General features: G+C 67.7%; 27 protein-coding genes and 2 pseudogenes. 14 read left to right on the top strand and 15 right to left on the bottom strand.

Annotation, left to right across the window (positions count from 1 at the left end; genetic code table 11):
- Positions 1-5 precede the first annotated feature (5 nt).
- From ABD088_RS08185 to cmtR, 3 genes are all read right to left on the bottom strand, one after another.
- Positions 6-1409 (bottom strand): MBL fold metallo-hydrolase, encoded by a 1404-nt coding sequence (locus ABD088_RS08185; RefSeq protein WP_343901372.1) that lies wholly within the window; start codon positions 1407-1409, stop codon positions 6-8.
- 650 nt (positions 1410-2059) lie between these two features.
- Positions 2060-2662, bottom strand: coding sequence for a cadmium resistance transporter (locus ABD088_RS08195; protein WP_343901376.1), 603 nt, complete (start codon positions 2660-2662; stop codon positions 2060-2062).
- Positions 2659-3018 (bottom strand): Cd(II)/Pb(II)-sensing metalloregulatory transcriptional regulator CmtR, encoded by a 360-nt coding sequence (cmtR, locus tag ABD088_RS08200; RefSeq protein WP_061961091.1) that lies wholly within the window; start codon positions 3016-3018, stop codon positions 2659-2661. Before cmtR ends, ABD088_RS08195 begins: the two co-directional genes overlap by 4 nt.
- Before the next feature lie 126 nt (positions 3019-3144).
- Here cmtR and ABD088_RS08205 point away from each other — a divergent pair, with 126 nt between their 5' ends.
- Positions 3145-3516 (top strand): DUF6176 family protein, encoded by a 372-nt coding sequence (locus ABD088_RS08205; RefSeq protein ID WP_343901379.1) that lies wholly within the window; start codon positions 3145-3147, stop codon positions 3514-3516.
- Between the two features lie 51 nt (positions 3517-3567).
- Here the strand turns inward: ABD088_RS08205 and ABD088_RS08210 are convergent, their stop codons facing one another.
- Complete coding sequence (locus tag ABD088_RS08210) at positions 3568-3882, bottom strand: hypothetical protein (protein WP_343901381.1); 315 nt, start codon at positions 3880-3882, stop codon at positions 3568-3570.
- Between the two features lie 248 nt (positions 3883-4130).
- On the opposite strand from ABD088_RS08210, the gene ABD088_RS08215 reads away from it, so the two are divergent.
- A complete protein-coding gene (locus tag ABD088_RS08215; RefSeq protein WP_343901383.1) occupies positions 4131-4403 on the top strand; it encodes a recombinase family protein in 273 nt (90 codons plus the stop codon).
- Positions 4404-4427: 24 nt separating this feature from the next.
- Here ABD088_RS08215 and ABD088_RS08220 read toward each other — a convergent pair whose 3' ends face one another.
- Positions 4428-5231: an IclR family transcriptional regulator gene (locus ABD088_RS08220; RefSeq protein WP_343901384.1), complete on the bottom strand. Its 804-nt coding sequence runs from the start codon at positions 5229-5231 to the stop codon at positions 4428-4430.
- Positions 5232-5314: 83 nt separating this feature from the next.
- Here ABD088_RS08220 and ABD088_RS08225 point away from each other — a divergent pair, with 83 nt between their 5' ends.
- Both ABD088_RS08225 and ABD088_RS08230 read left to right on the top strand, forming a co-directional pair.
- Positions 5315-5767, top strand: a complete 453-nt coding sequence (locus ABD088_RS08225; RefSeq protein ID WP_343901386.1) for a hypothetical protein — start codon at positions 5315-5317, stop codon at positions 5765-5767.
- Positions 5768-5841: 74 nt separating this feature from the next.
- Entirely contained in the window at positions 5842-6381 is a 540-nt protein-coding gene (locus ABD088_RS08230; RefSeq protein ID WP_343901388.1) for a flavin reductase family protein, read from the top strand.
- A 42-nt stretch (positions 6382-6423) separates the two neighbouring features.
- Here ABD088_RS08230 and ABD088_RS08235 read toward each other — a convergent pair whose 3' ends face one another.
- Positions 6424-8187: a bifunctional metallophosphatase/5'-nucleotidase gene (locus tag ABD088_RS08235; protein WP_343901390.1), complete on the bottom strand. Its 1764-nt coding sequence runs from the start codon at positions 8185-8187 to the stop codon at positions 6424-6426.
- Positions 8188-8391: 204 nt separating this feature from the next.
- Between ABD088_RS08235 and ABD088_RS08240 the strand changes: the two genes are divergently transcribed.
- The 4 genes from ABD088_RS08240 to ABD088_RS08255 all read left to right on the top strand — a co-directional run bounded on the left by ABD088_RS08240 (position 8392) and on the right by ABD088_RS08255 (position 12426).
- On the top strand, positions 8392-9027 hold the full coding sequence (locus ABD088_RS08240) for a TetR/AcrR family transcriptional regulator (protein ID WP_343901392.1): 636 nt from the start codon (positions 8392-8394) through the stop codon (positions 9025-9027).
- Positions 9014-10822 (top strand): MDR family MFS transporter, encoded by a 1809-nt coding sequence (locus ABD088_RS08245; RefSeq protein ID WP_343901393.1) that lies wholly within the window; start codon positions 9014-9016, stop codon positions 10820-10822. The genes ABD088_RS08240 and ABD088_RS08245 overlap by 14 nt, the downstream gene beginning before the upstream one ends.
- A gap of 11 nt (positions 10823-10833) precedes the next feature.
- Positions 10834-11991, top strand: coding sequence for an N-methyl-L-tryptophan oxidase (solA, locus tag ABD088_RS08250; protein WP_343901394.1), 1158 nt, complete (start codon positions 10834-10836; stop codon positions 11989-11991).
- A gap of 90 nt (positions 11992-12081) precedes the next feature.
- The gene (locus ABD088_RS08255) at positions 12082-12426 is read left to right on the top strand and encodes a bifunctional 3-phenylpropionate/cinnamic acid dioxygenase ferredoxin subunit (RefSeq protein WP_343901396.1); all 345 of its coding nucleotides are present in this window, start codon (positions 12082-12084) and stop codon (positions 12424-12426) included.
- On the opposite strand, the gene ABD088_RS08260 is transcribed toward ABD088_RS08255, so the two are convergent.
- Both ABD088_RS08260 and ABD088_RS08265 read right to left on the bottom strand, forming a co-directional pair.
- The gene (locus tag ABD088_RS08260) at positions 12409-13257 is read right to left on the bottom strand and encodes a hypothetical protein (protein WP_343901398.1); all 849 of its coding nucleotides are present in this window, start codon (positions 13255-13257) and stop codon (positions 12409-12411) included. The two genes, ABD088_RS08255 and ABD088_RS08260, sit on opposite strands and share 18 nt — an antisense overlap.
- Before the next feature lie 29 nt (positions 13258-13286).
- A complete protein-coding gene (locus ABD088_RS08265) occupies positions 13287-14258 on the bottom strand; it encodes a D-2-hydroxyacid dehydrogenase family protein (RefSeq protein WP_343901400.1) in 972 nt (323 codons plus the stop codon).
- Between the two features lie 84 nt (positions 14259-14342).
- Here ABD088_RS08265 and ABD088_RS08270 point away from each other — a divergent pair, with 84 nt between their 5' ends.
- A complete protein-coding gene (locus ABD088_RS08270) occupies positions 14343-15320 on the top strand; it encodes an aldo/keto reductase (protein WP_343901402.1) in 978 nt (325 codons plus the stop codon).
- A 21-nt stretch (positions 15321-15341) separates the two neighbouring features.
- Complete coding sequence (locus ABD088_RS08275; protein WP_343901404.1) at positions 15342-15599, top strand: hypothetical protein; 258 nt, start codon at positions 15342-15344, stop codon at positions 15597-15599.
- Here ABD088_RS08275 and ABD088_RS08280 read toward each other — a convergent pair.
- Positions 15596-16516, bottom strand: a complete 921-nt coding sequence (locus ABD088_RS08280) for an NAD(P)H-binding protein (protein WP_343901406.1) — start codon at positions 16514-16516, stop codon at positions 15596-15598. The two genes, ABD088_RS08275 and ABD088_RS08280, sit on opposite strands and share 4 nt — an antisense overlap.
- Positions 16517-16684: 168 nt before the next feature.
- Between ABD088_RS08280 and ABD088_RS08285 the strand changes: the two genes are divergently transcribed.
- Both ABD088_RS08285 and ABD088_RS08290 read left to right on the top strand, forming a co-directional pair.
- The gene (locus ABD088_RS08285; protein ID WP_343901407.1) at positions 16685-17923 is read left to right on the top strand and encodes an MFS transporter; all 1239 of its coding nucleotides are present in this window, start codon (positions 16685-16687) and stop codon (positions 17921-17923) included.
- Positions 17924-17985: 62 nt separating this feature from the next.
- Positions 17986-18438: a DedA family protein gene (locus ABD088_RS08290; RefSeq protein WP_343901409.1), complete on the top strand. Its 453-nt coding sequence runs from the start codon at positions 17986-17988 to the stop codon at positions 18436-18438.
- On the opposite strand, the gene ABD088_RS08295 is transcribed toward ABD088_RS08290, so the two are convergent.
- Both ABD088_RS08295 and ald read right to left on the bottom strand, forming a co-directional pair.
- A complete protein-coding gene (locus tag ABD088_RS08295; protein WP_343901411.1) occupies positions 18435-18986 on the bottom strand; it encodes a DUF421 domain-containing protein in 552 nt (183 codons plus the stop codon). The two genes, ABD088_RS08290 and ABD088_RS08295, sit on opposite strands and share 4 nt — an antisense overlap.
- Before the next feature lie 80 nt (positions 18987-19066).
- Positions 19067-20194: an alanine dehydrogenase gene (gene ald / locus ABD088_RS08300; RefSeq protein ID WP_343901412.1), complete on the bottom strand. Its 1128-nt coding sequence runs from the start codon at positions 20192-20194 to the stop codon at positions 19067-19069.
- Positions 20195-20373: 179 nt separating this feature from the next.
- Between ald and ABD088_RS08305 the strand changes: the two genes are divergently transcribed.
- Together ABD088_RS08305 and ABD088_RS08310 are read left to right on the top strand one after the other, a co-directional pair.
- The gene (locus ABD088_RS08305; protein WP_343901414.1) at positions 20374-20865 is read left to right on the top strand and encodes an Lrp/AsnC family transcriptional regulator; all 492 of its coding nucleotides are present in this window, start codon (positions 20374-20376) and stop codon (positions 20863-20865) included.
- Positions 20866-20984: 119 nt separating this feature from the next.
- Entirely contained in the window at positions 20985-22406 is a 1422-nt protein-coding gene (locus ABD088_RS08310; protein WP_343901416.1) for an HNH endonuclease, read from the top strand.
- Between the two features lie 2 nt (positions 22407-22408).
- On the opposite strand, the gene ABD088_RS08315 is transcribed toward ABD088_RS08310, so the two are convergent.
- The 4 genes and pseudogenes from ABD088_RS08315 to ABD088_RS17250 form a co-directional block, all read right to left on the bottom strand.
- Positions 22409-23143, bottom strand: a complete 735-nt coding sequence (locus ABD088_RS08315) for an ABC transporter permease (protein ID WP_343901418.1) — start codon at positions 23141-23143, stop codon at positions 22409-22411.
- Positions 23140-23451, bottom strand: a complete 312-nt coding sequence (locus ABD088_RS17240; protein WP_372710945.1) for an ATP-binding cassette domain-containing protein — start codon at positions 23449-23451, stop codon at positions 23140-23142. The genes ABD088_RS08315 and ABD088_RS17240 overlap by 4 nt, the downstream gene beginning before the upstream one ends.
- A 67-nt stretch (positions 23452-23518) precedes the next feature.
- Positions 23519-23773, bottom strand: a pseudogene (locus ABD088_RS17245) (hypothetical protein); the annotation flags it as partial.
- A 19-nt stretch (positions 23774-23792) separates the two neighbouring features.
- Positions 23793-23951, bottom strand: a pseudogene (locus ABD088_RS17250) (ATP-binding cassette domain-containing protein); the annotation flags it as partial.
- Positions 23952-23959 lie beyond the last annotated feature (8 nt).

The raw sequence follows: 23959 nt of genomic DNA on the forward strand, positions 1-23959 counted from the left end.
GCAGGTCAGACGCTGTTTGGCTGCGAGGCCTTCCAGTTGGCCCAGGCGGCGTAGCTTCCGTCGAGTTCGACGACCTCGTGTCCTGCGCGGCGCAGCGCGCTGGCGGCCACGGAGTTGCGCACCCCGCTCTGGCAGTAGGTCACGATCGGGCCGGATTCGGGCAGTTCGTCCTGGTGCCAGAGCACCCGCCCGGCGTTCAGCTGACGGGAACCGGGGATGTGCCCTTCGGCGTGCTCGGTCTTGTTGCGCACGTCCAGCACCAGCGCCGCGTCGAACCCCTCGAGTTCCTCGGGCTGGATCAGGCGCGGGAGTGCCGTCGGCAAGCCCTGCAAGCCGGTGACGTAGCCGGCGACCTTGTCGATCCCGACCCTGAGGAGGTGGTCCCACAGCTGCTGCGCGTGTTCCTGGTCCTTGGCCAGCAGCACCAGGGGGCGTTCGTCGGTTTCGGGGTCGATGGCCCATGCGCCGAAGCTGGCGACCTTGTTCCCGGCCGGGATGTTCACCGAACACGCGACGGTTCCCTCGTGGACCTCGTTGTTCGGTCGCGTGTCCACGAAGGTGATCGTGTCGTTGTCTATATCGCGGGCGACCTGGTCGTTGGGTAGCTCCTGCAGGGTTTCGCGTTCGCCGATGACTGCAGGGCCCTGGCGGTTTTGGCGTTTCATGCGGGAGAAGTATGCATGGGCGTCGGGTTGGCCGTTGAGCAGTTCGTCGGTGAAACCCTGCTCGTCGTTGGCAGCCACGAACGGCCCCCACCAGGAGTAGAGCCGCTCGTAGCCCACCGTGGTGGACGGGACTGCACCGAGGGCCTTCCCGCAGGCGCTGCCGGATCCGTGCGCCGGCAGCACCTGGACGTAATCCGGCAGCGACAGGAACTTCTCGCGCAGGCTCTTGAAAATCAGGCCGGCCCCCTCGAAGCGTGTGTCGACCCCGCCTGCCGCCTCGTCGAGCAGGTCCGGTCGGCCGAGGTCGCCAACGAAGACGAAATCGCCCGAAAGCAGGAACCCGGGCTGGTCGGCAAAGGCCCCATCGGTGACCAGGAAGGCCAGGTGCTCGGGGGTGTGCCCGGGGGTGTGGATGGCCTTGAGGCTGATGTTGCCGATGGCCAGGGCCTCGCCGTCGTGCAGCCGATTGGCCTCGAATCCGTACTGCCAGTCTTCGCCGCCTTCGCCGGAGACATGCATCTGCGCGCCAGTGGCCGCAGCCAGCTCGCGGGTCCCGGAGAGGTAATCGGCATGTATGTGGGTCTCGGTTACCGCGACGATCTTCATCCCGTTGGCTGCGGCCAAATCCAGGTAGGGGGCGATGTCGCGGCGGGCATCGACCACGATCGCCTCGCCCTTGGACTGGCAGCCGATGAAGTAGCTCGCCTGGGCCAGGTCCTCGTCGTAGATCCGTTCGAGCAGCATTTGATCTCCTTGGTGATCGCTTCGACACCCCGTGGGGTATCCGTTCTCTAATCACGATAATACCTAGGGGGGTATCTTGCAAGAAGTGTGCGAAGTGAAATAAATACCCATGGGGGTATAGTAGTCTCGAGATGGCAGGTGCCGCGAAAACCGACAGAAAGAGGATGCGCGATGTGCAGGGCAGTGACATGCAAGAGATGCGGAAAGACGACGTGGGCCGGGTGCGGCAACCATGTCGAGCAGGTCATGCGCAACGTGCCGAAGACCAGCCGTTGCACGTGCGGTGCACCTGCCGCCCCATCTAAGGTGACACAATCCACCGGGGTGGGATGGCTCGGCAAGCTCTTCAATCGGGGCTGAGCTGGTATTCGACGAAGTGATGTCTCAAAAAATGTTCGTTTGATGAGACGCGAGGCGGGCTGGAGTAGCGCCGGTAGGGGCACCGCCGAAATCTGCGGCGGCTCAACAATTTTTTGCCCGACCCTTGTGCGCGCCTTGTCTGTGGCTTCGTTCACTTGGTGGCGGGGTTTTTTCAGCGCTCCGTGGCGGCTTTGTCGCCGCGATCACGCAGGACTGGCTGCGGGTAGGTGTCGCGATCTGAGCCGAGACGGGTGTGCCCGGTCGGCGCCGTTTGGCTCGCTGCCGCTACGTCAGAGTCCGAAGGCTCCGCCGCCGACGAGGATCACGACGCCGAGGCCGATGAGAACGATGGGGAAGAGGATATGCTCCCAGCGTTCGAGCACTTCGGCGATCGGTGGGCGGGTGGTGACGAACTTTGCCAGGACTACCAGAACCGCGACGAGCGCGAGGAAGACGATGCAGTAGGCGACTACTGCGAGAGGCTCCACGCTGAGGAAGACGGGGGTGTAGACACCGATGTTGTCGCCGCCGTTGGCAAGGGTGACGCCTGCGACTGTCCACACGCCGACCTTCTTGCCGGCAGCCTTGGCCTCGTCGTCATCGTCGTCATCGTCTCCGCGCCAGGCCTGCCATGCGGCCCAGAGGCCGAGGCCCAGAGGGATGAGACCGAAGTAAGGGATGGCTGCCGAGGGCAGGAATGCTCCGGCGCCGATGGTCACCAGGACCGCGGCACCGAGGATGCCGGCGAACCCGAGGTACTGACCGGCCAGAATGCGGGCGGTGGTGCCGCGCTGGCCGGCCCCTCGAGCGAAGAAGAGGGAGAGCACGATGATGTCGTCGATATTGGTCGCTGCGAACAGGCCTATCGCCTGCAAGACCGAGGTGAGGATCATGCGCCCTCCCCAGTTGCGTCGCATCCGGGAAGCGAGCAGGCGGGATCGATGCACGGGGCGTCTTCGTCCACTGCCAGGGTGGCATCGACCAGCGCCGTCAGCGCCTGCGCCAGGTGCGAATCGGCGATTTCATACCGTGTCCGGCGACCCTCGGGCTCGGAGACGACGATCCCGCAATCGCGCAGGCATGCCAGGTGGTTGGACACGTTCGGGCGTGTCAGGTCCAGATCTCGGGCCAGTTCCGCCGGGTAAGCGGGATGGTCGAGCAGGGTCAGGATAATCCGGGATCGAGTGGGGTCGGCCAGTGCGCGACCCAGGCGGTTCATCACGTCGAGACGCGAAGCAATAGTCAGCATGTACTGAACTATACAGCGCGCACTGAACCCTCTCGCGCAGGCGCCAGGCTAGATCGCATGTCCGTAAGGGGAACCTTGAACGGGACATCATTTGGTTCTGACGATCGAAAACTGCATTGTGGAGCCATGAGGATTGAATTGACCCGGTTTCGGGTCCGCGAAGGAGCACAGGCTCTCGTCGACGAATGGCTTCAGTTCCTGCTTGATAACGCTGCTGCAGTTCGGGAAACCTTGGAACCTGAGCAGATGTATGTGGAGACCATCTTCTCTGAAATTGTTGACGGAGTTGGGTACCTGTATTGGTACAGCGTCCAGGGAGAAGCTGGCTCTGATGTGGAGCAATCAGACCACTGGCTTGATGAGAAGCACAAGGACTACTGGCATGCTTGCATTGACGATGCCTTCCCACCTGAAGATCTCAGCCCTCGCGTAACGATGATCCCAGAACGAGTTGCAGCGGCCATGAAGCCGCTATCGGTCCCATACAAAGCCAGCTAGCGAGATTTTGGGATGCCACATGAGGAACGCCCAGTGAACGGCCTCGCTCGGTCAGACCCCAAAGGCAGTTAGATAAATTCCCAGCGTCGTCATGATTGCACCTGTGCTGAACATGGAAACGATCCCGACCTGCACCTTCCGGGAACCAGAGTTGAGGACTCGCATTGCATAGGGCTGAGATGAAAGCTTCCCACTCGCAACAATCCCACCCAACGCAATAGCGCCCAAGCAAAATGCGGCGACAACCAGAAATGGAACCCAGGAGCTGTTCCGCGCGTCCAGAAGTACGGCCAACCACATTGATCCTGCCGACAGCAGGCCAAGGGGAAACGGCGCAATTATCGCAGCGGTATAGAAGCGTTCCATGAATGGATTTTCTCATCCGAACAATTTGTCGACGACGCCTAAATGTTGATCACTTTCGCCGCGTCGATAGTGTCCGGTTTTCGAGCGTCGTCGACATGAGTCGGATGCCTCGCAATTATGGCGCCCGTAAGCCGGTCGATCATCGTGCCTCTGGAGCCCGCTGTCGTGTTTCCCGTGGTTGCTGAGATCGTACATGTACGTAAGACCCGAACGATGAAATGCACGGTGACGGGGAGACTACTGCAACGATGTTCTCTATAACTGCAGTGAAGATCGGCTATGCCCGGGTCTCAACGAGAGATCAGGACCTTACCTCCCAACGCAACGCGCACGTGGCGCTGGGAGTGGAGGAGACCCAGATCTTCGTCGACCACGGGCTGACGGGAGCAAATCGGGACGGCCTGGGCTCCAGGGCTCCCATCGGGGGCCACGTACCGGATTCTGACCCAAACCAGGAGCTGAGCGACACGCTGCGGCCCAAGCTGCTCGAAAGGGCGGTGCGCACGGTCGTCGTGCTGTGAACGAACGCGACGGCGGATGACAGGTCAGGCGGGTGCGCCCGGTTCCCCCGGGAAGCGGCCGCCGACCATGCGCGTCATGCGTTCGGCAGCCTGCAGTAGCGGCTCGACCCAGCTGCGGCAGACCTCCTCGGACATCCGGAACGTCGGGCCGCTGATCGTCACCGCGCCCAGCACGGCGGCGGAGGCGTCGAAGACCGGGGCCGAGAGCCCCGAGGCGCCGGATTCGCGCTCGCCGGTGGTGATGGCGAACCCGTCGTTCCGGGTCTGGCGGACCGCCTGCTGCAGCGCCTCGGATTCGGTGATGGTGAAGTCGGTGATCGATTCCAGCGGGTTGCGCAGCAGCGACTGGAGCAGTTCGGCGTCCCAGGCCAACAGCACGCGGCTGGCGGAACCGGCATGCAAGGGCAGGATCTTGCCGACGTGCATTTCGCGACGCAGCGCGTGGCGGGTCTCGGCCATCGCCACGCAGACGCGGTGGTTCTGTTCGGCGGTGAAGAAGCAGGCGGTCTCGCCGACGGTGTCTCGCAGATCCGCCAACAAGGGAGCAACGACGTCGAGCATGGCCTTGCCGCGGGTGGCCGGTGCCGCCCAGTACGCCATTTTCAGTCCGATCCGGTAGCCGTCGCCTTCGCGGTCGAGGAAACCCTGGCCTGCCAGGTTGGCCACGAGCCGCTGGACAGTCGACATCGGCAGGTCGGTGGCCTCCCGGATGTCGCCGAGCGTGAGGACCGGGCGGGTGAGGGAAAACGCATCGAGGATGGCGGTGATCTTCCCGAGCACCAACAGGGTGTTGCCGGTGGTCTTCGGGACGGCGGGCGCGGCTGACATGGGACTTACGCTATGCGCAAGCCCCGATCCCGTCCAACCCCCGACGCTGTTCCCCGGCCATCCCGGTTCCTTAAACTGGGAGAGTGAACAGAACGGCAGCACCCTTCCTCATCATCGGGTCCCTGGGCATCCTGGCCGGTGGCTTCCTTTCGGCCGTCAGCGCCTCCGCGCCCAGTTACCTGGCCTCCTGGGCCGTTGCCTATCTGGTGCTCGTCGTCGGATTCGCCCAGCTGCTGCTGGGCATCGGCCAGGACCAGCTGGCGGTCCGCCGCCCGGGTGCCGGCCTGGTGGCCGCCGAGGTGCTGGCCTTCAATCTGGCCAACGCCGCGGTCCTGGTCGGCTCACTGACCTCGATGGTGGTGCTGACCTGGATCGGCGCCGCCCTGATCGTCGTGGCCATGACGCTGTTCATCTGGGCGTCCCGCGGCTGCGGAAGTCGGCACCAGTGGCTGCTCTACCTGTTCCGGGCCATGATCGTCTTCCTGCTGGTCTCGGCGCCGATCGGCATCGTGCTGGCGCATGCGCGGATGGGCTGAGCGCAGGGGGTGGTGCCCATCGCGCGGCAGACCTACGGTGGAAGGCAACAGCCGCATCCGACAGGAGGGCAGCGGTGGACCGAATCGTGGGTGCCCAGGCGGCCCGGGGCGCACGGGGCCGTGCCGATCTGGCGGATGCGTTCCGCGAGGCCTTCGCCGCGCATCCATCGGGAGTCGCGGTGATCACCGGTGCCGGTCCGCGCGGCCCCGTGGGCCTGACGGCGTCCTCGGTGATCTCCGTGGCCGTGTCACCGCCGGTGCTGGCCTTCTCGCTGTCCTCGTCCCGTGGATCGGTCGGCGCACTGCTCGCCTCCAGCCAAGTGGCGGTTCACCTGCTGACGTCCGCCGACGAGGAGCTGGCCCGTCGCTTCAGCGCCGCAGGAGTCGACCGTTTTGGTCCCGGCATCGGGTGGAGCGCGGCGCCGACGGGCGAGCCGTTGCTCGCCATGCAAGGTCCCATCCTGCGCTGCCGGGTCCTCTCACGCACCCCGGTGGCCGGGTCGACGCTCGTGGCGGCGCAGGTCACCGACATCCTCAATCCGGGCACGTCGGCGGAACCCCGGCCGGTGCCACTGGTGCACTACCTCCGCGGATACCACCGCATCGAGGGTTGAGCCGTCGCCGCACCGGGGAGCTCCCCCGGTGCGACGAGCGGGTTACTGGACGATCGCGCGTCCAAGCGGTGCGGGATCAACGACGTCGTGTGCCTCGAAGTAGTTGATCGCCGCGACCAGGTCGCTCTGGCCCGTGTCCGCGGCGTTCGTTCCCTCGGCCAGGGTGGTGAAGTTGTCACCACCGGCGGCAAGGAACGAGTTCATCGCCACCTTGAACACGTCGGAATCGGCAATGGGTTCGCCGTTGAATGACATCGACGTGATGTGCGAGCCACGGGCCGCGTTCTCGGTGTAGGTGTAGCTCAGGCCTTGGGAGATGCCCAAGTGCAGTTTCGGACGACTGGAGCCCTCCGGCTGCCACTGTTCCTCCAGGACCGCCTTGAGCTGCGCTCCCGTGAGATCCTCGGTCCACAGCGTGTTGCCGAACGGCTGCACGCTCGCCACATCCTTGTAGGTGACGGTGCCATCGGCCCCGTAGAGCAGGTCCGCCCGCAGGCCGCCCGGGTTCATCAGCGCGATCTGCGCCGGCTCACCGCCGAAGTCCTCGTTGGAGGTCGCCCACAACTGCATGTCGGCCACGAGGTTGCCCAGGGAGGACTCGACGCCGCGATCGGAGCCCGGCTCGGCCCCGCCGCGCAGGATGTCAGCGCTGATCTTGCCGATGGGTTGGGCACCGACGACCTCTGCCTGTTCGGCGGCCTTCGTCACGATGCTGGCCACCCGCGGATCCGCGCCGAAGGCAGGAACCGTGGCACCGGCGTCGTCCGTGGTGGTCAACGGCAGCAGCGAGCCCGCCAACGCGACCGGTGACTTGGTCCGGCGGTCGACGGTGATCTGCACGCGGTCCAGTGTGGTCCCGTACTCATGGGCCTGCACGACCGGGCGCTTCATGGACTTCGGCCATCCCTTCACCGGGTACGAGCAGGCGTAGCCCTGGTGGGTGTGGCCGGAGTAGATGGCGTCGATGTTGGCCGATGCCCCGCGGACCAGCTCGCCGTAGGCTGTGTCCTCGGTGGCGATGGCCGAGCAATCGGTCCCGGCTGAGCCGTCGTGGGCCAACAGGACGATGACGTCCGCCTCGCCGTTGGACTTCCTGCCGTCGGAGAGCTTCTTGGCAACCCGGTTGGCCGCCTCGAGCTGGTTGCCGAAGTCCAGCTGGCTGATGCCCGCCGGGGTGACCAGGGACTCGGTCTGCTCGGTGACGACGCCGATGAAGCCGACGGTCACGCCCTGGACCTTGCGCAGCGCGTATTCCTTCAGGGCCGGCTTCTGGGTGCCCTGGTAGTAGACGTTGGCGCCCAGGGCGTAATCGGCTCCACGCTTCGCGCTGCCGTTGCCGTAGCGCGGGATGACGCGATCCTTCAGGTCAGCGAAACCGCGGTCGAATTCGTGGTTGCCCACTGCCGATACATCCAGCCCCCCGGCCCGGAGCGCATCGATGGTGGGGGTGTCCTGCTGCGAGAACGAGGTGAAGGTCGAGGCGCCGATGTTGTCGCCTGCCGAGACGAACAGCGTGTTGTCCTTCTTCTTCCCGCTGAGCTCGTCCACGGCGCCGGCCAGCACCGCTGCCCCCGCTGAGGTGCCGTTCGCCTCCAGCCGCCCGTGGAAGTCGTTGATGCCCAGCAACTGGATCGTGCTGGTGTGCGGCTGTTGGTGCCCTCCTCCGTGATGGCCACCGCCCTGGTGCTTGCCCTGCGGGACGGTGGGCGGAGCGGCCTGCGCTGGGCCCGCCAGCGACGTGGCGGCAAGTGCGATTCCCGCTGCAACGAGGCCGGCCCGCTGGATCCGGTGTTTTTGTGGGTTCATGTCATGACTCCCGGGTGCAATGAGTGATATGCCGCACATCCACGGCGCGGCACATCGGCGATCCTACCGAGCGCCGAAGCGGTGTCAATGGCTGGGGCATGGCGTCCGGGCGACATCTGCGTGAATGTCCCGGGTTTGCGCTTGCGGCCCATCCGACAATATTTGCAGTTGTGCAAGAATTGCACGAGTGCATAAACTGTACCCATGCAAGAAGTCCCCATGTCCCAACGCGAGCGGAATCGACTCGACACCTGGAACGCCGTGCACGATGCCGCGGCCGCCATGGCGCTGGAGGACGGACCCGTTGCGGTCACCATCGAAGCCATCGTCACCCGGGCCGGGGTCTCGAAGCGGACGTTCTTCAACTACTTCCCCACGAAGGAAGACGCGATCCTGGGCACCCGCGCACCGTGCGTGCCGGAAGAACTGCTGGAGCAGTTCCGCACCAGCGAGGCCGACCTGCTGACCCGCATCGTCCGGATCCTCACCGGCGTGATGCGCACCAGCCTGGGGCGTGGGGACTCCTACCAGATGCGCCGCAGGATCGTCACCCGCTATCCCGAGCTCAAGGGCCGCGTCATGCAGCACATCACCGACGCCGAGAAACTCGTGGACGAGATCCTGCGCGAGCGGATGCAGGGCGGCGAAGCCGAGGAGGCCCTCGGCCAGCTTCCCGCGGGGGAGGACTCCGCACGGGCCCTGCTCATGCTCGCCGGGACCATCACCCGCTTCGCCTACAGTTCCGACCCCGAGGGAACCGTCGCCGACATCGACGGGCACATCGACTCAGCCGTCACCATCTTCCGAGAGGTAATGCACACCACCCATGACAACGTTTAAACCCACCCGAACCAAGCCGGAGCACGGCAGCAAGAGCCACATCCTGTTGCTCTTCTCCGCACTGATGGTCACGATGCTCATGGCGTCGCTGAACCAGACGGTCCTCTCGGCCGCCCTGCCGACCATGGTCGGTGAGCTCAATGGCGTCGAGCACATGGCGTGGATCATCACGTCGTTCATCCTGGCCTCCACCGTGATGATGCCCGTCTACGGCAAGCTCGGCGACATGTTCGGCCGCAAGCCGCTGCTGATCTTCGCGATCCTCGTCTTCATGACCGGCTCCATCTGGGGGGCGCTGTCCGGCACCATGAACGCGGTCATCATCGCCCGTGTCATCCAGGGGCTCGGTGGCGGCGGCCTGATGATCCTCTCGCAGGCCATCATCGCGGACGTCATCCCCGCCCGTGAGCGTGGCAAGTACATGGGCGTCATGGGCGGCGTCTTCGCCGTTTCCTCCGTCGCCGGCCCGCTGCTGGGCGGCTGGCTGACCGAGGGCCCCGGCTGGCGCTATGCCTTCTGGCTGAACCTGCCGCTGGGCTTGATCGCCGTACTGGCGGTCATCTTCCTGCTGCACATCCCGAAGAAGACCAACGAGACCCGGCCCAGGATCGACGTGCTGGGCATGGCCCTGCTGGCCATCGCCACCACCGCGCTGGTGCTGGCCGGAACCTGGGGCGGCAACACCTACGCCTGGGATTCGCCGACCATCCTCGGATTGTTCGCGACGGCCGTCGTCGCCGCTGCCTTCTTCGTCCTGGTGGAATCGAAGGCCTCGGAGCCGGTCCTGCCGCTGATGCTGTTCAAGAACCGCAACTTCGTGCTGACCACGTTCTCCGGGTTGATGATCGGCATCGCCATGTTCGGTGCCATCGGCTACATGCCGACCTACCTGCAGATGGTCACCGGGTACGGACCCACCGAGGCCGGCCTGCTGATGATCCCGATGATGGGCTGCCTGCTCATCACCTCGGTCATCGTCGGCCGCCAGGTCTCAGCGTCCGGCCGCTACAAGATCGTCATGATCGTCGGCACCCTGGTGCTCGGCCTCGGGCTGTTCCTGCTCTCCACCATCCACGCCGATTCACCGGTCTACCTGATCTGCATCTTCCTCGGCGTGATGGGCCTGGGCCTGGGTATGTGCATGCAGATGCTCACGCTGGTCGCCCAGAACTCCTTCCCGCTGCGCTACGTGGGCACCGCAACCGCCGGACAGAACTACTTCCGCCAGGTCGGCGCCACCCTGGGCTCCGCCGTCGTCGGTTCGCTCTTTGCCAGCCGTTTGACCGACCTGCTCAAGGACAGGATGCCGGCCGGGGCCGCGTCCTCGGGCGGTCCGAGCGCCAACTCGCTGACACCGCAACTGGTCACCTCGTTGCCGGATCCGATCCGCAACATCATCGTCGGCTCCTACAACGAGGCGCTGGTGCCGCTCTTCCTCTGGATGGTTCCGCTGGCGATTGCCGCGGCCGTTGCCCTGTGCTTCATGACCGAGAAGGCGCTGGCCACCAAGATCGAGCGCGACATCCCCTCCGAGTCGCTGGGAACCGGCCAGATGGCCCACGTCGATGACCACTCCACCGGCCGGGCTTCCGCGGCACACCGGACCCCAGCGGAGGCAGCGCGTGAAACGGTGAGCGTTTCCGCCGCGGGATCTTCGGTGGACGCCGCTGCCGAACGCGGCAGCGTTCCCTCGATGGACCCGGTCCCCGCCCGGGACGCCGTATCCGATCCGGAGACCGCCGCGGAAGTACGCCCCCGCCGGGCAGCACACCGCGCCGACGGCCCGGCCCTGTAGGAGGACACCACATGGCACCGCGTCGCATACAGGCCGCCGTCATCGGGTTGGGGGCCCTTGGTTCCGCAGCCCTGTGGCGGCTGGCCGCCTGCGGCGTCGAGGTCATCGGCTTCGAACAATTCGGGATCGGCCACGCCCTGGGGTCCTCCCACGGGCAAACCCGGCTGTTCCGCGAGGCCTGCCTGGAGCACTCGGGACTGGGGCCGATGGCCGCCGAAAGCCGTGCGCTGTTCCGTCAGCTGGAGCAGGTTTCGGGGGATGGCCTGCTGCGGATCACGGGTGGCTACCTGGTCGGCGCCGCGGACTCCGACGTCGTTGCCGGCACCATCCGGGCTGCCGAGGCCAACGGCTTGCCCCATGAGCTGCTCGACCACCGGGAGCTGACCAACCGGCTCCCGCAGCTCTCCGGGCTGACGGCCGCCGACGTGGGCGTCTTCGATCCCGGATCTGGTGCCATCAACCCCGAGGCCACCGTGACCGCTGCCGTCACCGAGGCGGCGCGGATCGGCGCCGACGTCCACGCGGACACACGGGTCGAATCCGTGGTGGCCTCAGGCGACGGCGTGGCGATCACCGCCGGTGGGCGCGACTACGTGGCCGACACGGTCATCATCGCCGCCGGGGCCTGGCTGCCACCGTTCATCCCCGAGCTCGAACTGGTGCCCATCCGCACGCCCCTGCACTGGTTCGCCCCCGCCCAGGAAAGGAGCGCGGAAGCCGGATTCGGCGTGGAGGAATTCCCCGTCGTCGTGCGCCAGATCGATCCGGACACCGTGTTGTGGGGCCACGGGGCCATTGACTCCGGGCTGGTCAAGCTCGGCCTGGGGGACATCTGGGGTGAGCGGCCGCCGCGCATCGATCCGTCCACGGTGGACCGCGGGATCGACTCCGCCGAATGGCGCAGGCTCTCGGCCGTGGTCCGGCAGGCCGTCCCCGGGCTGGACCCCACGCCGGCCCGCGTGGAACCGTGCATGATCACGTTGTCCCCGGACCACCAGTTCGTCATCGGACCCACCGCCGCCTCGCCGCGGGTGCTGGTGGCCGGGGGAGACAGCGGGCATGCGTTCAAGCACTGCCTGGCCATCGGTGAGATCCTGGCGCGTGACGTCGCCGGGGAACCGCAGCCCTACGCGCTGGACTTCGTCAGGCCCTCCCGCTTCGGGGTGTGAGGCACGGAATTGCACGCCGTCGCACCGTGCACAACACTGGAAGGCAGGGACCCGTCCGGAGTCCCGCTGCGCCAACCAAGGAGTGACACCGTGAGCGAACCCATCCATGTGGGCCCGGCCGACGAGATCGAAGCGGGCGAGGCCAAGGTCATCGACGCCGACGATACCGGCACCGGATCGGATATCGCTGTCTTCCACAGCGAAGAGGGTGGCTTCTACGCGCTCGACGACGAATGCACGCACGAGACCGCGTCGCTGGCGGACGGCTGGATCGAGGGCAACGAGGTCGAATGCCCCGTCCACTCGGCGCGTTTCTGCCTGAAGACCGGGGAGGCGCTGTGCCTTCCGGCGACCGTCAACGCGCGGACCCACAAGGTCGAGGTCCGCGACGGCGAGGTCCTGTTGTACCCCGGCGTTTCACCGGCCGGCGCCTAGCCGTTCCAGCGCCGCCACCGTTCCCAACTCCGGACGGTCGGCGGCCTCTGCCAGGTAATGCAGCAGCGCGGCGTGCAGGACATTCGGGTCCGCGAGCAGGAACGCGACCTGCACCAGCATCTCGTGGGGGGCATCGCCGTCGTTCCCGGGTGCCTCGACCTCCTGCCGGCGTCGGCCGCGGAGGATGATCAGGGCCGGACCCCGGCGTCCCAGCGGGGTCCTTCCGCGCGGGTTGGCCGCACTGATCGATTCCAGGTCGCGCCAGTACATCTCATCCAGGCCCAGCGGCCCGAAGACTACCACCCGGCTGCGTGTCAGGTAGACGCCCGGCGCCTGGTCGGCGGAGGCGATGCGCAGCAGGCGCAACCCCTCGCGCAGGATGAGGAACCCGATGACTCCCAGGGCCAGCGCCCCGGCGATGGTCCAGTACCGTTCGAACCCGGAGTGCAGCAGCACGAACCGCCCCACGGCGGCCAGCGCGGCCACCAGCCCGATCACCCCGAGCCCGACGGTGCCCGCGGCGAACGCCGGTGAATTGCGCCGGACGGCAAAACGGGTGGCGGCGCGCACCCCGTTGCTGGTGGTCACCGGCGCCAGATCGGGGTCCAGGGGGTCGGGGTCAAGCCGGAATTCGCGCACCAGCGACACGACGGTGCCGATGCCGAACGCGAGCAGTGGGATGCCGAACAGCCACGACTGCAACACCAGCGCCCCGACGCCCAACCCGATGAGGAACGCCGCCATGACGAGGGCCGGAACCAGATGGTGCGCCAGCTTCCACCCCCGGTGCCGGGGAGCCCAGCGGGGCGCGGGGGACGGGGCGGCTGACATGGCTTCAGCTTATCGGTGGACGTTGCATTTCAACTGGTCAGCACGCGCAGCGGGGCGCCGGCGAGCCACGCGGCGACATCCTCGAACGCCCCGCCGTGGAATTGGCGGTAGCTGGCATCGGAGACGTACCCCAGGTGCGGGGTCAACACGGTGCGGGGCGCGGCCAGCAGCGGGTGGCCGGCGGGCAGCGGTTCGGTGTCGAAGACGTCCAGCGCCGCCCCGCCGAGCCAGCCCTCGTGCAGCCCGCGCAACATCGCCTCCTGGTCCACGATGGGCGCGCGCGACGTGTTGACCAGCAGGCCGTGGGGGCCCAGCAGCCGCAGTTCGGCCTCATCGACCAGCCCGCGCGTGCGATCCGACAGGCGCAGGTGCACGCTGAGCACATCGGCGGCGGCGAACAGCTCCTCCCGGCCCACCAGCCGGGCCCCGGCAGCGGCGGCGCGGTCCGCTTCCAGGTTCTGGCTCCACGCGATGACGTCCATCCCGAACGCAGCGCCGTACCCGGCGATCCGCGTGCCGATCCTGCCCAGCCCCAGCACGCCGAGGGTCTTGCCGGCCAGCTCCGTCCCCACGCCCGTCTGCCACGTCCCGGCCCGCAGCGACGCCTGCTGCGCCGGGATGTCGCGCATCCACGCCATCAGCAGCGCCCACGTCAGCTCCGGTGCTGCGGTGGGTGAACCCGGGGTCCCGCACACCGTGATGCCCGCCGCCGACGCCGCGGCGAGGTCGATCGACGCGTTGGCCATGCCCGTGGTGACCAGCAGCCGCAATCCCGGCAGCCCGGCGAGCACGTCGGCGCCGAAGACCGTGCGCTCGCGCATCGCCACGATGATGTCGAACCCGGCCAGCGCCCGCACTGCCTCCTCGGAGCCCGGCAGCGGGTCGTGGAAGACCACCACCTCCACGTCGCCCAGCGTGTCCCAGGGCGCGAAATCGAGCGCCACATCCTGGTAGTCGTCGAGGATGGCCAGCCGGTGGGCCGGTCGGTCGGTGCTGGCCATGGGGGCCCCTTCCGGTGCGGGTCGTGTCCCCTGAACCCTATGCCCGTAGGCTGGGTTGCAACAGCACCGAGAAGGAGCCCACCGATGATGCACGACGCCGGATCCCGCCTGTTGTTCGGATGCATGGGATTGGGCGGTGGCTGGGACCGCGGCCCGATCGAGGCAGCCGATGTCGCGGCGGCCCACGCGGCCATCGACGCTGCACTTCACGCCGGCATCACCGTGTTCGACCACGCCGACATCTACCGCCACGGCAAGGCCGAGGAGGTCTTCGGAAGGGTACTGGCCGACCGCCCGGAATTGGCCGATGCGCTGCACCTGCAGACCAAATGCGGGATCGTGCTCGGCACCGACCAGGCCCCGGGCCGTTACGACTCAGCGGCCACCACCCTCACCGCCCGGGTCGAGGACTCGCTGGCCCGGCTCGGCGTCGAGCGGATCGACACGCTGCTCATCCACCGTCCCGACCCGCTGGCACCCCCGGAAGGCATCGCCGCCGCGTTGGCCGCTTTGCACTCCGCGGGCAAGGTTGGCCGTTTCGGGGTCTCCAACCATTCGGCGGCGCAGATGGCCCGGCTGCAATCGGTGCTGGACGAACCGCTGGCGGTGAACCAGCTGCAGCTCAGCCTGGGGCACCGCGGCTGGCTGGAATCCTCGGTCCTGGTCAACGTCGCCCCCGGCGCAGAGCCCGGCGGGCCGGGAGCCGACGCCGCTTCCTTCCCCCATGGCACGCTGGAATACTGCGCCGAGCACCAGGTGGAACTGCAGGCCTGGGGGTCGATGGACCGCGGGCGCTACACGTCTGGGGTCGACGCGGCCCCGGACGCCGACCGGGAGGCGGCGGCGCTGGTCGCCCGGTTGGCCCGGGACCTCCAGGCCACACCGGAGGCGATCGTGCTGGGCTGGCTGATGCGCCACCCGGCGGGCATCCGGCCGGTCGTCGGCACCACGAACCCCGCACGCATCGCGGCCTGTGCGGACGCGGAGGCAGTCGCCGCCCGGATGGACTCCGACGACTGGTATGCCCTCTGGATCACCGCCCGCGGGGAACCCCTGCCGTAAACGCCCGGCCGGCCGTAGGCTGTGCGCAGGGGATATGTACTCCAGCTCGCGGCACTGGCCCTCATGGCCGGGGGATGGCGGCTGTTCGAGCTGGGCCCCGCGGACCCCGAGTCGGGATTCGGCCGGCACCTGCTCACCCTGGGCGTCATCGCCGCGGCCTCCATCACGCTCGCGCTCCTGGGCCTGCGCAGCATCCGCGCCCACGTGGCCCCCTACTGGTGGTTCTCCAGCCTGGTCCTCCTCGTGGGGCGGATGCGGCGCCCGGCCGCCGCTGCCTAGCGGGCCAACCGCTCCAGGGTCTGCCGCAACGTCTGCGCGGGACGGCCGAGCAGCTGCGGCACGTCCTCGGAGACCGCGGCCAGATCGCCCGAGGCGATGGCCGTGTAGGTGCTCACCCAGGCATCCAACTGCCAGTCGGGCGCCCCGTATCCGGCCCGGGAGGCGCGCGCCTCGGCCACTGTCTCGTCGAGAAACCTCACGTCGCGGCCGGTCACCTCGGTGATCGTCGCGGCCGCCTCCTCGAGGCTGAACGCCTCGGGGCCGGTCAGGTCGTAGGTGGCTCCTGCATGCCCAGACGCCCGCCCGGCGACGAGGGCCACGGCGGCCTCGGCCAGTACGACGGCTGCCACCGCTGCCACGTCGTCACGCGCCACCGCGGAGACCCGGCCGTCCCCGGCGGGGCCGCGCAGCACGCCGTCCCCGCCGGTGAAGAGCGGGAAGACGTCCTGGTAGAAGTTGTCGCGCAGGATTGTGTAGGACAACCCCGATGCCGCCAGCAGTTCCTCGGTGGCGTGGTGGTCGCGCGCCAGGGTGAACACGGCATCCGGCGCAGCGGCCAAGAACGACGTGTACACCAGATGCCCCGCCCCGGCGGCAGCTGCGGCCCGGATGAAGGAAGCATGGTCGGCCAGCCGGTGATCCGTCTCGGCAGCGGAGACCATGAGCACGACGTCGGCGCCCGCCAGGGCGCCCGCGGCACCTGCTTCATCGGCAAAGTCCAGGGCCGCGGACTGGACTGCGGAAGCCGCCGTCGTGCTGGGCAGGTCGGCGGCCACGGCAGCGGCACGCGCAGCGTCGCGGGAGAACAGCCGCAGCCGGGCGGTGCCGGCCAGCCGGCGGGCCACCCGCGAACCCACTGCGCCGGTCGCTCCGGTGATCGCGATCAGGGGGGTGCTGGGCGTTTCTGCAGGGTTCATATGACCACCGTACGCCGCGGGTGCGGCCGACCGTGAAGGACTTTGGCCCGCGGCGGAATACGATGGTCGCATCATGGACAAAACCCGCGCCCTTGCCAAGCCGCTGACGTGGCTGCTGATCATCGCCCTCATCGGCACCGCGGGGGCCGGTCTGCTCCAGGGGATCCTGTGAGCGCCGTCGAGGCGCTGGCCGAGCCGACCCGGCAGGTCAGGGGGCGCTGGGTCCTGGGCGCCGTCCTGGTCAACGTCGTCATCAACGTCGCGTTCTTCGCGCCGATCAACATCCTCATCGGGTTGCAGGCCACCGGGATCGACCCCGCCAACAAGGAGGCCATCCTCACGCTCGTGACAGCGTGCGGGGCCGGCGTGGCGCTGGTGGCGAACCCGGTGACCGGCGCGCTCTCGGACCGCACCACCTCCCGCTGGGGGCGTCGTTCGCCGTGGATCCTCGGCGGGGCGGTGCTGGGTACCGCTGCCATGCTCTTCCTCTCCGGGGCGACGACGATCGCCGCCCTGGTCATCGGCTGGTGCCTGGTCCAGGCCGGCTGCAACGCCATGTATTCGACCATCACCGCAGCAGTTCCCGACCGGGTGCCGCTGGCCCAGCGTGCCACCGTCGGCGGGCTGGCCGCCATGGGGCAGACCCTCGGCATCCTCGGTGGCTCGGTGGTCGGGTTCGTGATCTCCGGCAACGTCGCCGTCGGCTATTGGATCTGCGCCGCGGCCCTGGCGGTGGGCGTCATCCCCTACCTCACCCACCGCAACGACCCGGTCCTGCCCGGCGGAAGCCACGAACCCTTCAGGATCGGCGTCTTCGTGCGCGGATTCTGGATCAACCCGGCCCTCCATCCGGACTTCGGGTGGGCGTGGCTGACCCGGTTCCTGATGTTCGTGGGCAACCAGCTGGTCATCGTGTACCTGTTGTTCTTCCTGACCGACGTGATCCACCACCCGAACCCAGCCGGCGGGGTCCTGGTGCTCACCGGGCTCTACGCCATCATGGTGGTCATCACCAGCGTCATCGCCGGCCGGTGGAGCGACCGGGTGGGCAAGCGCAAGGTCTTCGTTGCCGGGGCCTCGGCGATCATCGCGTGTGCCGCGCTGATCATGGCGTTCTTCCAGGTCTGGCCCGCGGCGATGGTCGGGGCCGCCGTCCTGGGCGTCGGATTCGGCGCCTACCTGGCCGTCGACTTCGCCCTGCTCACCCAGGTGCTGCCCTCCGCCGCCGCACGCGGCAAGGACATGGGGGTGGTGAACATCGCCGCGGCATTGCCCCAGATGATCGCCCCCGCGCTGGCGCTGGTCGCGGTGAAGTTCCTGGGCGGGTACATGGCCCTGTTCGTCCTCGCGGCCATCATCGGGCTGGCGGCAGCGGTGCTGGTCTACCGCATCAAATCGGTGCCGTAGCCCGGGCGCCCGGTCCTGCCCCGTCGTCGTACCCGGTCCCGCGCACGCGGTAATCTGGCGGAATGGACTGGTTACGCGATGCACCCTTTGGCTGGGCGTACCTGTTCCTTTTCCTGCTGGCGATGGCGCGCGCCAACACGACGTATTGGATCGGCCGCGGCGTGGTTGCCGGGGTCAGCCATTCGCGGTTCGAGCGTTTCCTCGAGGGCCCGATCTACCTGCGCGCCCGCAGGTTCGTGGCCCGCTGGGGGATCCTGGCCGTGCCGCTGTCCTTCCTGACCGTCGGCATCCAGACCGCGGTGAACGCCAGCGCCGGGATGTCCCGGATGCCGCTGTCCCGCTATCTGCCCGCCGTGGTGGCCGGCTGCCTGATGTGGGCGCTGATCTACGCGACTGTCGGCATGGCAGTGGTCTACGCGGCGCTGGCCGTGGGCTGGTGGTGGATCGCGCTGGGGGTGGTCCTCATCGTGGCCGCGGCGCTGCTGTGGATCCGTTACCGGCGGCGCAACGGCTAGTTGTCCGGGCGACGGTACGACGACGGGAGCTGCTCGGCTCCGACGACGCCGTCCAACAGGGCCGGCTCGATCGGAACGCCGGCACGCAACACGCTGATCTGGCCGGTCGACTCCAGGATCACGCATGCTACTTCGGTGCGGTCGCGCACTCCGGCCAGGCGCAAGCGCGCAGTCAGTTCCGGGACCGAGACGTGGGTGCGTCGAAGGTTCTCGTGGATCGCCTCGGTCCCCGCCATGAGCAGGTAAGGGCGGTTGCTGATCACTCCCGCGGCTGGGCGAAAACGCCGTAGCTGCCCCGTCAACGCCTGCAGGACCAGCAGCGTCACCAGTCCCAGGGCTCCTGCGGCGAGGGTGGGTGTGTAGCCGAGGATGGCGCGTCCGACGACGGCGCCGAGTGCCACGGCAGCCGCCAGGTCGAAGCTGGAGAGGCTGGCCATGGTCCGTTGCCCCATGACGCGGATCAGCGCCAGGACCAGGACATAGAGCACGACGGCAGAGACGATGACCCGCCCTGCATCCGCCCAGCTCAGGCCGTATTCATGCCACATTCGGGCCCCTTTCTGTCTGGACCCAGCCTAGACCCGCCCTGGTTTCAGCCGGGGCGGGCCGGGCCATGCGACGGGCGGGCTCAGCCGACGGGGGTGCCGTTGAGCACCGCGGCCGTCGGGGTGTACTCGAGGCCCAGTGCCTCGGCGACCGGCGCGAAGGTCACGCGGCCATCGTGCACGTTCAGGCCGTTGGCCAGCCCCGGATCCGCTTGCAGTGCCGCGCGCCAGCCCTGGCTGGCGATGCGCAGGGCGTAGGGCAGGGTCGCGTTGGTCAGGGCCGCCGTCGAGGTCTGGGGGACCGCTCCGGGCATGTTCGCCACGCAGTAGTAGACGGCGTCGTGGACCGTGAAGGTGGGGTCGGCGTGCGTGGTGGCGTGCGAGCCCTCGAAGCAGCCGCCCTGGTCGATGGCGATGTCCACGAGCACGGAGCCGGGACGCATGTGGGCGACCATGTCCTGGGTGACCAGCTTCGGCGCAGCTGCCCCGGGGATCAGCACGGACCCGATGACCAGATCCGCGGCGGCGACCTCGCCGGCGATGGTGAACTTGGAGGAGGCGAGGGTCTTGATGCGTCCGTTGTAGGCGACGTCGATGTCCTTCAACCGGGCCAGGTTGATGTCGATGATGGTGACGTCGGCGCCCATGCCCGCGGAGATCGCCGCGGCGTTCTCCCCGGCGACACCGCCACCGATGACGACGACCTTGGCCGGCCGGGTCCCGGGGACGCCGCCCATGAGCACGCCGGATCCGCCGTTGGGCTGCTGGAGCTGGTAGGCGCCGACCTGGGCCGCGAGCCGACCGGCGACCTCGGACATCGGGGCGAGCAGTGGCAGGCTGCGTCCGCTGGTGACGGTCTCGTAGGCGATGGCCGTGGCACCCGCGTCGAGAATGGCCTGGGTGCACTCGCGGGAGGCTGCCAGGTGGAGATAGGTGAACAGGATCTGGCCACGACGGATGCGGTGGTACTCGTCCGCGATGGGTTCCTTGACCTTCAGGATCATGTCGGCTTCGGCCCAGGTGGCGTCGGCATCTGCACCGATGCGGGCACCTGCAGCGACATACTCGTTGTCGGGAATGCCGGAACCCACGCCCGCGCCGGTTTCGACCACGACGTCATGGCCGCGCTCGACGAACTCGGACACACCGGCCGGGGTGATGGCAACGCGGAATTCGTTGTTCTTGATTTCGCGGGGAACGCCGATGATCATGGGGTACTCCTTGGTGTTGATGTCAGTGTGCCGGCGCCGGGCTCCCATTCCCGGTTCCAGCCAGATGAGCTGTGGTGATTAAAGCGTAGTTTTTCTGCGGAGGTCTGCGCGTTCTGCAGAATTTTCTCCGGTAGGATCGCGAATATCTGCAGTTTCCATCAATCCATAAAGGTGTGATCGTGGCCACAGCGAAAGATCTTCGGGGCAAGCGGCCGTATGAGCTCGACGACATTGACCGCGGGTTGCTGCGGATGCTCACGGAAAACGCCCGACGCACCAACAACTCGCTGGCCGAGGAACTGGGGATCGCCCCCTCGACCTGCCTGGCACGCATGAATGCGCTGCGGGAGTCCGGGGTCATCCGCAAGTTCACCCTGGACCTGGACCCGGAAGTGCTGGGCCATGCGCTGGAGGCGCTGATCTTTGTGCGCATCCGCCCGGGTGCGCGGCACCTGATGTCAAGCTTCGCCGACGAGATCCGCGGCAAGACGGGTGTTGTCCAGCTGTTCTTCCTGGGCGGCACCGACGACTTCCTGATCCATGTTGCGGTCAAGGATTCCAATGACGTGCGCCAGTTCGTCCTGGACAACCTTTCGGCAAACCCCGCGGTGGCCTCGACGCAGACGTCGCTGGTCTTCGAGCACACGCGCGGAGCGGTGCCCTGGCTCTAGCCGGTGCCCGAGCCCGACTTCCCCTCCACAGGCGGCTCGTGCGGGGCTGGCCGGGGTGGTCATCCACAGGTGGGCGGCAACCTCCCGGTCCGTCCTTGCATGAAACTAGACTCGAATACATGTTCGAAGAATTTGTGGAGACGGGCGTCGAGGCAGGTGATCCTCCCGGCGTGGTTCCGACTGCGCCGGATGCCCGGGGCGCGGTGGAATCGGATGCCGGGGTCATCGCCGCGGTGTCTTCAATAGTGGGCCAATTCGCGTTTGGGCGCTCGGACCTGTCGGAGGATGCGCTGGTGGACCTGCTGCGTGAGCTGGAGGGCGCCAAGGCTGCTGCGGCGGCGTACCAAGCGCGGGCCGCCGTCCAATTGCGGGCGCGCATCGTCGAGCGGGAACGTGCTTCCGGGGTCGCGGAGGCCGATCTGGGGGCGGCGGCCGGCGCCCAACTGGCCTTGGCGCGCCGCGAAGCGCCATCCCGGGGCGGGCAATGGATGGGGTTCTGCCGTGCGGTGGTCACCGAGATGCCCCACACTCACCAGGCTTTCAGGGCGGGACATATCAGCGAATCGCGGGCAATGGTCCTGGTCAAGGAGACGGCGTGCCTGTCCTTGGAGGACCGCCAGAAGGTCGACGAAGCGTTGATGGCCGACCCGCGTACCACCGAGGGGGCGGGGGACCGGCGTGTGGCCGCGATGGCCCGCCAGCTCGCCGACCAATTCGATGCAGCAGCACTCGTGCGGCGCGCTCGGAAGGCCGTGGGCGACCGTCACGTGAGTCTGCGCCCCGCCCCCGACACGATGGCCGTCCTGACCGGGGTCCTTCCCGTGGCCCAGGCGGTGTCCGTCTTCAAGGCGCTATCGCGTGCCGCTGACCTTGCCACTTCCCAGGGGGACGTGCGCAGTCGGGGGCAGGTCATGGCCGACACCCTGGTCGAACGGGTGACGGGACAGGCGCGGGCTGCGAATGTGCGCGTTGAGGTCGAGCTGGTGATGACGGACCGGACCTTGTTCAAGGGGGACGTCGAGCCGGCCTACCTCCAAGGGTACGGAGTGGTTCCCGCGCAGATTGCCCGGGATCTGATTCGGGACGCAACCCGTCCCCCGGATCTCGAACCATCCCAGGACGTTGGCGGCCCCGCCGCAGTCGGGCGTGGATGGCCTGACGGTGGCACCGACCAGGAACTGGTGTGGCTGCGTCGGTTGTATACCGCTCCCGGCACCGGGGCATTGGTCGGGATGGACTCGAAGGCCCGGTTGTTTCCCGACGGGTTGCGCCGATTCATCGGCGTGAGGGACCAGGTGTGTTCCCGTCCATGGTGCGACGCCCCCATCAGGGAGCGGGACCACGTGGTCGCCTATGCCGCCGGCGGGCAGACCTCGGCGGATAACGGTGCAGGTACGTGTTCGGCCTGCAATCACACGAAGGAAGCCCGTGGGTGGAACTCGCGGGTGGTTCCCGGTGACCGGCATGCCATCGAAGTCACCACACCTACGGGCCACACCTACCGGTCCCAGGCTCCAGCCCTCCCCGGTACCGCACCCTGACCTCAGGGGGTCCGGCGACGCAACGTGACCGACCCCAGAGCGATCGCCCCGACGATCCAGGCGCAGATGAACATGATGCGCAGCATGATGTAGGAACTGTCCTCCTGTCCCGTGGCGACGGCATTGAGGGCATCCATGGCATGCGAGAGCGGAAGCCAGTCACCGATCGTCCGCAGGACATCCGGCAGTTGATCGCGTGGCAGGAAAAGGCCACCCAGGAGGATCTGCGGGAAGACGAAGGCCGGCATGAACTGGACCACCTGGAACTCGCTGCGCGCAAACGCGCTCGCCAGCAGGCCCAAGGCCGTCCCCAGTAGCGCGTCGGCGACCGCAACCAGAAAAAGTTGCCAGAACTGCCCCGAGATCTCCAAGCCGCATGCCCAGACCGAGAACGTCACCGCGATGGCCGTCTGCACGATCGACAGCAGCCCGAAGGCCAGCGCATAGCCCAGGATGAACGATCCCTTACCCAGGGGCATGGTCAGGAGTCGTTCGAGGGTCCCGGACCGTCGCTCCCGCAAGGTACTGATGCTGGCCACCAGGAACATGACGATGAACGGGAACAGGGCGATGATTGCGGGACCGATGGTGGCGAAGACCGGGGTTTCGGTGAAGATCCACGCCACCAGGCCGATGAGCAGGCTGGGAACGATCAACAACAGGGCGACGGTCCGCGGATCATGCCTGATCTGGGCCAGGACCCGCCCGGCAGTGGCGAAAGTCGCTACGGCGTTCATGGTTTTTCCCCGCCCCCGGCATCCGGTCCCCGTCGATGGCGGGCGCGGGTGGACGTGGGGGTGGCCGCCATTGCCCGACAGGAGATCAGGACCAGGAACGCCTCCTCCGCAGTGTGTGTTCCCGTCGAGGCGAGCAGGCCGTCGGGGGAATCATCGGCGATGATTTCGCCTTCGCGCATCAAGAGCAGACGGTCGCAACGCGTGGCCTCGTCCATGACGTGGCTGGATACCAGGAGTGTGGCTCCCGCGGCAGCGAGTCGACGAAAGAGCGCCCAGAGGTCTGCCCGCAGGACGGGGTCCAGCCCCACTGTCGGCGTCGAGCACCAGCAGATCCGGCTCGCCCAACAGCGCGACCGCCAGGGAGACGCGGCTGCGCTGGCCCCCGGATAGGTTCTCCACCAGTTGTGCCGCGGTAGCTGAGAGATCCGTCAGCTCCAGGACGCGGTCGACCATCTGGGGCCGTGCCCCGAGGACCTTGCGGAAGTAGTCGAGGTTCTGGCGAACGGTCAAGTCGTCGTAGACGCTGACGGACTGGGTCATGTAGCCGACCCGGCGACGGAGCGCCGCAGACCCGGCGACGGAGCGCCGCAGACCCGGCCGGTTCGCCGAACACCCGGATCGAGCCGCCATGGACCACCTGCGTGCCGACGATGCTGCGCATCAGCGTCGATTTGCCGCAACCGCTGGGCCCCAGTAGCCCCACGACGGCGCCGGCGCGCACGCCGAAGGACAGATCCTCCAGCACTGTGGCCTTGCCCCGGCGGACCGTCAGCCCGTCGACTTCAAGGGCCATCGATTCATTCACCATGTGATGAA

Origin of the sequence: Arthrobacter rhombi (genome assembly GCF_039526245.1) — a bacterium.
Lineage (GTDB): Bacteria > Actinomycetota > Actinomycetes > Actinomycetales > Micrococcaceae > Arthrobacter_H > Arthrobacter_H rhombi.